Genomic DNA, 6,985 nt, shown 5'->3' on the forward strand with positions numbered 1-6,985 from the left:
TCTAATCTGTTTTAGAGAGTTTTTTTAGATTAGACTGCTACACTGACTTTAAAATAACGGGAGAGTGTGAATTGTGACCATACATACAAAAATAAAGAAAAGAGAATATAAGGGGTTGTTATTTCTTCTGCCCAGCTTTCTGGGTGTGGGGCTGTTCTGGGTGATCCCCTATGGGGATGTGATCCGAAGATCCTTTTTCAGCGCGGTCAGCAGCGAATTTACCGGGCTGAAAAACTATCAGACAGTTTTTGAAAATCAGGCTTTCCGTCTGGCGGCTGCCAATACACTGAGATTTTTCTGTATTTGTATTCCAGCGCTGGTGACAATGTCGCTTTTGATCGCGGTGCTGCTGACCAGAAGAAAAAAAGGTATGCATATCCTGAAAAGCATGTTCCTTCTTCCTATGGCGATTCCGGTGGCATCCGTAGTACTTTTGTGGAAAGTTCTTTTTCACAGTCAGGGGCTTTTGAATCACCTTCTGGAACTTCTGAATTTTCAGGGGCCGGACTGGATGAACACAGACGCTTCTTTTTTTGTGCTGGTAGTAAGTTATCTCTGGAGAAACCTGGGATATGATATTGTTTTGTGGGTGGCAGGACTTGGTGCAATACCTGCATCTCTTTATGAGGCTGCCAGAGTAGACGGAGCGGGAGAGTGGAAGTGCTTTGTTAAGATCACTTTGCCGAATCTTTTGCCTTCTCTTTTTACTATTGTGGTGCTGTCTTTACTGAACGGCTTTAAAGTATTCCGGGAAGCCTGGCTGGTGGCAGGAGACTATCCTCAGAACAGTATGTATCTTCTGCAGCATCTTTTTAATAACTGGTACCGGGATATGTCTTTTGATAAAATGGCAGCGGCGGCTGTAGTGACAGGAAGCGTGATTCTTGTGCTGATCCTGCTGCTTCAAAAAGCCTGGGAAGGGGGAGACAGCATATGATGAAAAAATTTATGACAGCTCTGGTGTTTCTTATGGCAGCGGCGGCTGTGTTTCCGGTGCTGTTTCTGATATGTGGATCACTGATGGGAGATACGGAGCTGTTACGGCTTCTTATTCCGGTTCTGGGAAACGGGGAGGGCTTTGCCTCCTGGAAGCTGATGCCTTTGTATCCTACCTTTTCTCATTATGTGGAATTATTATTGGATTCGCCGGAATTTTTTGTTATGTTCTGGAATTCTGTAAAGATTACAGCTCTGACCCTTATTGGGCAGATTCTTGTAGGAACCCCTGCAGCATGGGGATTTGCCAGATACCACTTTCCGGGAAAAAAGCTTCTGTTTACTATTTATATCGCTTTGATGATGATGCCTTTTCAGGTAATGATGCTCAGCAGTTATCTGGTACTGGATCAGACAGAACTTCTGGATACGCTGACAGGGATTGTTCTGCCTGCTGTTTTTTCTACTTTTCCGGTATTTTTGATGTACCGTTTTTTTCAGGGGCTTCCGGAAGCGGTGATGGATTCTGCAAGAATCGACGGAGCGGGAGAATGGAAGATTTTTTTCAGTATTGGGATTCCTCTTGGCTCTCCGGGAATGATTTCAGCGCTGGTTTTGGGATTTCTGGAATACTGGAATCTTATTGAACAGCCAATGGCATTTTTAAAAACAAAAGAAAAATGGCCTCTTTCCCTGTATCTTCCAAATATCGGGACAGAACAGGCCGGCAGAGCATTTGCAGCTTCTGTACTGGTGCTTGTTCCTGCTGTCCTGGTATTTCTGGCGGGGCAGGATTATCTGGAACAGGGAATTGTCTCAACAGCAGTGAAGGAGTAGGAGAAATGAAACGAAAAAAAATACTGAAATGGTTTGGAATATTTTTTGCAGCAATGCTGATTTTTACTTTTTTGTCAAGAGCGGCAGATTCTGTCAGTGTGGCAAAGATCAATGCCTCTGCACCTCAGAATCAGATTATCAGTCACAATGTTTCCGGAACAGGAAAAATAGAGGGAACCAGAGAGACTGCAGTTTTTGTCCCGGAAGGTCTGAAGATTGCACAGGTTTATGTGAAACCTGGAGAGGCTATAAAAAAAGAGCAGGCGATCCTGACAGTTCTGGAAAGCAGTATTCAGGACAGTATACAGAAAAAACAGGACGAGATCCAGGAACTTTCCCTGAAGATCAGCGATATCCAAAGTCAGAAACAGATCAATGATCAGAAAAAACAAAATGAAACAAAAAGAGCCCAGGAGGATCTGGATGCCGCTGTGAACAATGGAAACATCAATATTTCCAATGCTCAGAATGAAGTGAATATTGCACAGCAGAGATTAAATGAATACAGAGCCAGACGGGCGGCGGAGGAAGCTGCCCGGCAGCAGGAGCTGAAAAACGGGGAACCGGATTTCGGGGACGGAACAGATGGACAGGGAAACGACCTTACAGACGGCACCCAGGGGAATTCTGAAGCGGAAAGACAGCAGGAGCAGGCTTTGATGGATGATGTACGGGCAAAAATGGAAGCTCTGAATCAGGTAATCATGAACCGAAACCGGGAAGTAAAGGAAGCAGACCGGGCAAAACAGGATGCAGCGATCCCTCAGGTTCAGGACAGTACAGAGGAAACCCTTCAGACACAGCTGGAAAGACGCAATGAGGAACTGAGAGAGCTGAATGTGCTTCTGGATAATAAAGGAGAGGTTTTTTCTCCTGCGGAAGGTGTAATGAAAACAGTTTCTTCCCAAACAGGGGGACAGACCTCTCAGGAGGCTGCGGCAGTGTTGTATGAGCTTACCGGAGAGCTGAGCATGACGGGACGGATCACCAGAGAAGATATGGAATATGTTTCTGTGGGGGCAGCTGTGAAGCTGGAAGGAGTCAGTAAAACCGTGGTGGAGAATGCTGTGGTACAGGCAGTACAGGAGGACGAGGCAGAGCTGGGAACTTTTGTTATGACTGTAGCTGTGCCGGAAAGCGGACTTTCTGTAGGGGAAAGTGTGGAATTTACCGTAGAACAGTCCAACGGACCTTATAGCTGCTGTGTGCCTCTTACAGCTTTATATGGTCAGGAAGGTCAGGAGTATGTATTTGTTGTGGATACCGTGGATTCTATTCTGGGAGAGGTACAGGTGGCACGAAAAATTTCCGTACAGGTAAAAGAAAAAAATCAGACCACGGCGGCTCTTGCAGAGGGAACTCTTTCCAGCAGCCAGAAAGTGATCACGGAAGCAAACAGAGAAATACAGGACGGCAGCCGGGTAAGGCTGCAGCAGTCATGAGCGGGAAGAGCAGGACGTTTCTGAAAGACTGGTGGAAACGTCTGCTGCCGGCAGTTTTTGTGCTGATTTTTTATAGCGCGGCTGTATTCTGTTACTGTCAGATCCAAAGGGAACCTTCTGTGACAGTGCTTTTATCCGGCTTTTTTCCTGATGGAGATCAGGCGGAGAATATACTGAAAAGTATGGAAAAAACAGAACAGCAGGATATGGGTCTTTGTTTTTTTCGGGAAGGAGGCATGGAAACTCTGGAAGAACCGGAATATGGAAGAAGTACTTCGGCAATGACAGGCAATATCGCCGGCGACGCGTCTCTTTATGACTGGAGACTGGCAGGACTTCTTTCTCAGGACAGACAGGGTTGTGTTCTTGACCGTGTCTCTGCAGTGAAGCTGTTTGGAACAGAAGAAGCAGAAGGCAGATGGTTACGTTTTCAGGGAAAGGATTATCAGATAAGAAAGGTACTGCCATGGAAACAGAGAATGTTTCTGACTGCTTCGGGACAATCGACGGATACATATAACAGAGTGTTTGTAAAAAGAAGAGATTCTGAAATGGGAAAGACGACGGAACAGCTTCTTATGGGTTATGGACTTTCCGGAACAGCCGTGGAAGGCGGATTTTTACGGGGGACAGCTTTGATGGCGCTTTTGCTTTTTCCGGCTGCAGCAGGATGGGTTTTATGGAAAACTGCCCGTATGGAACAAAAAAAATATTCTTTTCGGCAGGGGGATTACTGGATCTGGACAGGCGCATTGCTGCTTCTTGCCGTAACGGGCATTATGATTCTTTGGAATACCATCCGGATTCCAGGAGACTGGATTCCTTCCAGATGGTCGGATTTTACATTCTGGTCTGAGCGGTTCTTTGACGCAGCAGACAATATACGATGGTTTCTGATGCTTCCCAAAACAGTTCTTCAGACAGAAAATATTGTTTTTTGTATAAAATCCCTGTTTTTTTCTCTTGGAGCTTTTTTTCTTTTTATTGTGATACAGAAAAAAATATGTTACACTGTACACAGCATGTATTTTTCAGGAGAAAAGAAAAAGGAGAATGCAGTATGAGAAAAATTGCAATTGTCACAGACAGCAACAGCGGTATCACGCAGGATGAAGGACGCAGTCTTGGTGTTTTTGTTCTGCCCATGCCCTTTTATATTAATGAAGTGATGTATCTGGAGGGGATTACACTTTCTCAGGATGAATTTTATGAGCGTCTGCAGAAGGATGAAACGATTTCCACCTCACAGCCCAGTCCGGGAGAGGTATGTGGAATGTGGGACAATCTTCTGAAAGAGTATGACGAGATCGTTCATATTCCCATGTCCAGCGGTCTCAGCGCTTCCTGTGAAACTGCCATGGGACTTGCCAGAGACTACGACGGAAAGGTACAGGTAGTTGACAACCAGAGGATTTCTGTAACGCAGAGACAGTCTGTCCTGGATGCCATTGCACTGGCAGAGGCGGGCAAAAATGCTTCGGAGATCCGTGAGATCCTGGAGGCGGAAAAGCTGGAATCGAGCATTTACATTACTTTAGAGACTCTGAAATATCTGAAAAAAGGCGGAAGAATCACTCCTGCTGCAGCGGCTATCGGTACAGTTCTGAATCTGAAGCCGGTACTTCAGATCCAGGGGGATAAGCTGGACGCTTATTCTAAAGTAAGAGGCAAGAAGCAGGCCAAACGGGTGATGCTCAAAGCTATGAAGGAAGATATGGATACCCGCTTTGCAGAATATGTAAAAAAGGGAGAAATGTGCCTGCAGATGGCTTATACCGGAAATAAGGAAGAAGCGGAGGAATTCAAAAAAGAAGTTCAGGAGATGTTCCCTGAGCTGGAGATCCATATGGATCCCCTTTCCTTAAGCGTTGCCTGCCATATCGGCCATGGCGCCCTTGCAGTGGCATGCTCCAAAAAAGTCACTGTATAAAAAAGAATAAGTACGAGGAGTCATAAGACATGAAGAAACTGATGGAAATTATGGCAGAGGAGCTTTCCTCCGCTTTTGAAAAAGCCGGATATGATCCGGAGTATGGAAAAGTAACGGTATCAAACAGACCTGATCTCTGTGAGTTCCAGTGCAACGGAGCCATGGCAGGAGCAAAGGCATACAAAAAAGCACCGTTTATGATTGCAGATGATGTAGTGGAATACTTAAAGGACAGCCAGGTATTTTCTATGGCAGAAGTGGTAAAGCCCGGCTTTATCAATCTGAAAGTAAAAGAAGAATTTCTTGCGGATTATCTGAAGAAAATGGCAGAGGATCCCAAATTTTCCGTGACACAGGCGGAAACACCAAAGACGATCATCATTGATTACGGCGGACCAAACGTGGCAAAGCCACTTCATGTAGGTCATCTTCGTTCTGCCATTATTGGAGAGAGCATCAAAAGAATCGGCCGTTTTGTAGGACATAAGGTGATCGGCGATGTTCATCTTGGAGACTGGGGACTTCAGATGGGTCTGATCATTACAGAGCTGAAGCACCGCAAGCCGGAGCTGGTATATTTTGACGACAGCTATCAGGGAGAGTATCCGGAGGAAGCACCGTTTACCATTGGTGAACTGGAAGAAATCTACCCCTGTGCCAGCGGAAAATCCAAGGAGGACGAGGATTATCGTAACGAGGCACTGGAGGCAACCCACCTTCTCCAGCAGGGCAAGCCGGGATATATGGCTCTCTGGAACCATATCATGCAGGTTTCCGTAACAGACCTTAAGAGAAATTACGACAATCTTAATGTGTCCTTTGACCTCTGGAAAAAGGAATCAGACGCACAGCCTTATATTCCGGATATGGTGCAGGCTATGAAGGATCAGGGATTTGCCTATGAAGATCAGGGCGCGCTGGTAGTAGACGTAAAGGAAGAAACAGACACCAAGGAGATCCCTCCGTGTATGCTTCTGAAATCCGACGGCGCTTCTCTTTATACCACAACAGACCTTGCGACCATTGTAGAGCGTATGAAGCTTTATGAGCCGGACGAGATCCTTTATGTGGTAGACAAACGTCAGGAACTTCATTTTATCCAGGTATTCCGCTGCGCAAGAAAAACCGGACTTGTAAAAGAAGATACCAGACTTTCTTTCCTGGGCTTCGGTACCATGAACGGAAAAGACGGCAAGCCATTTAAGACAAGAGAAGGCGGCGTTATGAGACTGGAGCGCCTGATCGCGGATATTGATGAGGAAATGTACCGCAAGATTGTGGAAAACAGAAGCGTGAAGGATAAAGACGCTGCAGAGACCGCTGAGATCGTAGGTCTTTCTGCGATCAAATATGGTGATCTTTCCAATCAGGCTACCAAGGATTATGTATTTGATATCGACCGGTTTACTTCTTTTGAGGGAAATACAGGTCCGTATATCCTTTATACCATTGTCCGCATCAAGTCTATTCTGAACCGTTATGTAGAAGAAGGGGGAAGCCTTGAGGGAATCCAGATTCTTCCGGCAGTAAATGACAGCCAGAAAAATCTCATGCTGGAGCTGACAAAGTTTGGGGCAACTGTAGAAAGCGCATTTGAGGAAAAAGCTCCTCATAAGATCTGTGCTTACATTTATGAGGTATCCAATGCATTTAACAGCTTCTATCATGAAACAAAGATCTTAAGTGAGGAAGATCAGGCACAGAAGGAATCTTTCCTGAAGCTTCTCAGTGTGACCAGAAGCATTCTGGAAACCAGTATCGATCTTCTTGGATTCTCCGCTCCGGACAGAATGTAAAAATTATAAGAAAATCTGTTTTTCAGAATATAGACAAAAAGATT

At 45.4% G+C, this 6,985-nt stretch carries 6 protein-coding genes; all 6 read left to right on the forward strand.

Annotated features, from left to right (window positions below; genetic code table 11):
* Positions 1–73 precede the first annotated feature (73 nt).
* Genes RDS42_RS10485 through argS form a run of 6 tightly spaced genes read left to right on the forward strand, consistent with a single transcriptional unit; the run spans position 74 to position 6,941 of the window.
* Complete coding sequence (locus tag RDS42_RS10485) at positions 74–937, forward strand: sugar ABC transporter permease (protein ID WP_308783624.1); 864 nt, start codon at positions 74–76, stop codon at positions 935–937.
* The gene (locus RDS42_RS10490) at positions 937–1,773 is read left to right on the forward strand and encodes a carbohydrate ABC transporter permease (protein WP_308783629.1); all 837 of its coding nucleotides are present in this window, start codon (positions 937–939) and stop codon (positions 1,771–1,773) included. The genes RDS42_RS10485 and RDS42_RS10490 overlap by 1 nt, the downstream gene beginning before the upstream one ends.
* A gap of 5 nt (positions 1,774–1,778) precedes the next feature.
* Complete coding sequence (locus RDS42_RS10495; protein WP_308783625.1) at positions 1,779–3,215, forward strand: hypothetical protein; 1,437 nt, start codon at positions 1,779–1,781, stop codon at positions 3,213–3,215.
* The gene (locus RDS42_RS10500) at positions 3,212–4,279 is read left to right on the forward strand and encodes an ABC transporter permease (RefSeq protein WP_308783626.1); all 1,068 of its coding nucleotides are present in this window, start codon (positions 3,212–3,214) and stop codon (positions 4,277–4,279) included. The genes RDS42_RS10495 and RDS42_RS10500 overlap by 4 nt, the downstream gene beginning before the upstream one ends.
* Positions 4,276–5,145: a DegV family protein gene (locus RDS42_RS10505; protein WP_308783627.1), complete on the forward strand. Its 870-nt coding sequence runs from the start codon at positions 4,276–4,278 to the stop codon at positions 5,143–5,145. Before RDS42_RS10500 ends, RDS42_RS10505 begins: the two co-directional genes overlap by 4 nt.
* Before the next feature lie 29 nt (positions 5,146–5,174).
* Positions 5,175–6,941 (forward strand): arginine--tRNA ligase, encoded by a 1,767-nt coding sequence (gene argS, locus RDS42_RS10510; protein WP_308783628.1) that lies wholly within the window; start codon positions 5,175–5,177, stop codon positions 6,939–6,941.
* Positions 6,942–6,985: the final 44 nt, after the last annotated feature.

It is taken from the genome of uncultured Blautia sp. (genome assembly GCF_902497045.1).
In the GTDB taxonomy this organism is placed as follows: domain Bacteria; phylum Bacillota; class Clostridia; order Lachnospirales; family Lachnospiraceae; genus Blautia_A.

What these genes read in the sequence shown, in the direction of transcription:
- RDS42_RS10495 (WP_308783625.1), top strand. Translation starts at nt 1,779, where the DNA reads ATGAAACGAAAAAAAATACTGAAATGGTTTGGAATATTTTTTGCAGCA.
- argS (WP_308783628.1), top strand. Translation starts at nt 5,175, where the DNA reads ATGAAGAAACTGATGGAAATTATGGCAGAGGAGCTTTCCTCCGCTTTT.
- RDS42_RS10505 (WP_308783627.1), top strand. Translation starts at nt 4,276, where the DNA reads ATGAGAAAAATTGCAATTGTCACAGACAGCAACAGCGGTATCACGCAG.
- RDS42_RS10500 (WP_308783626.1), top strand. Translation starts at nt 3,212, where the DNA reads ATGAGCGGGAAGAGCAGGACGTTTCTGAAAGACTGGTGGAAACGTCTG.
- RDS42_RS10490 (WP_308783629.1), top strand. Translation starts at nt 937, where the DNA reads ATGAAAAAATTTATGACAGCTCTGGTGTTTCTTATGGCAGCGGCGGCT.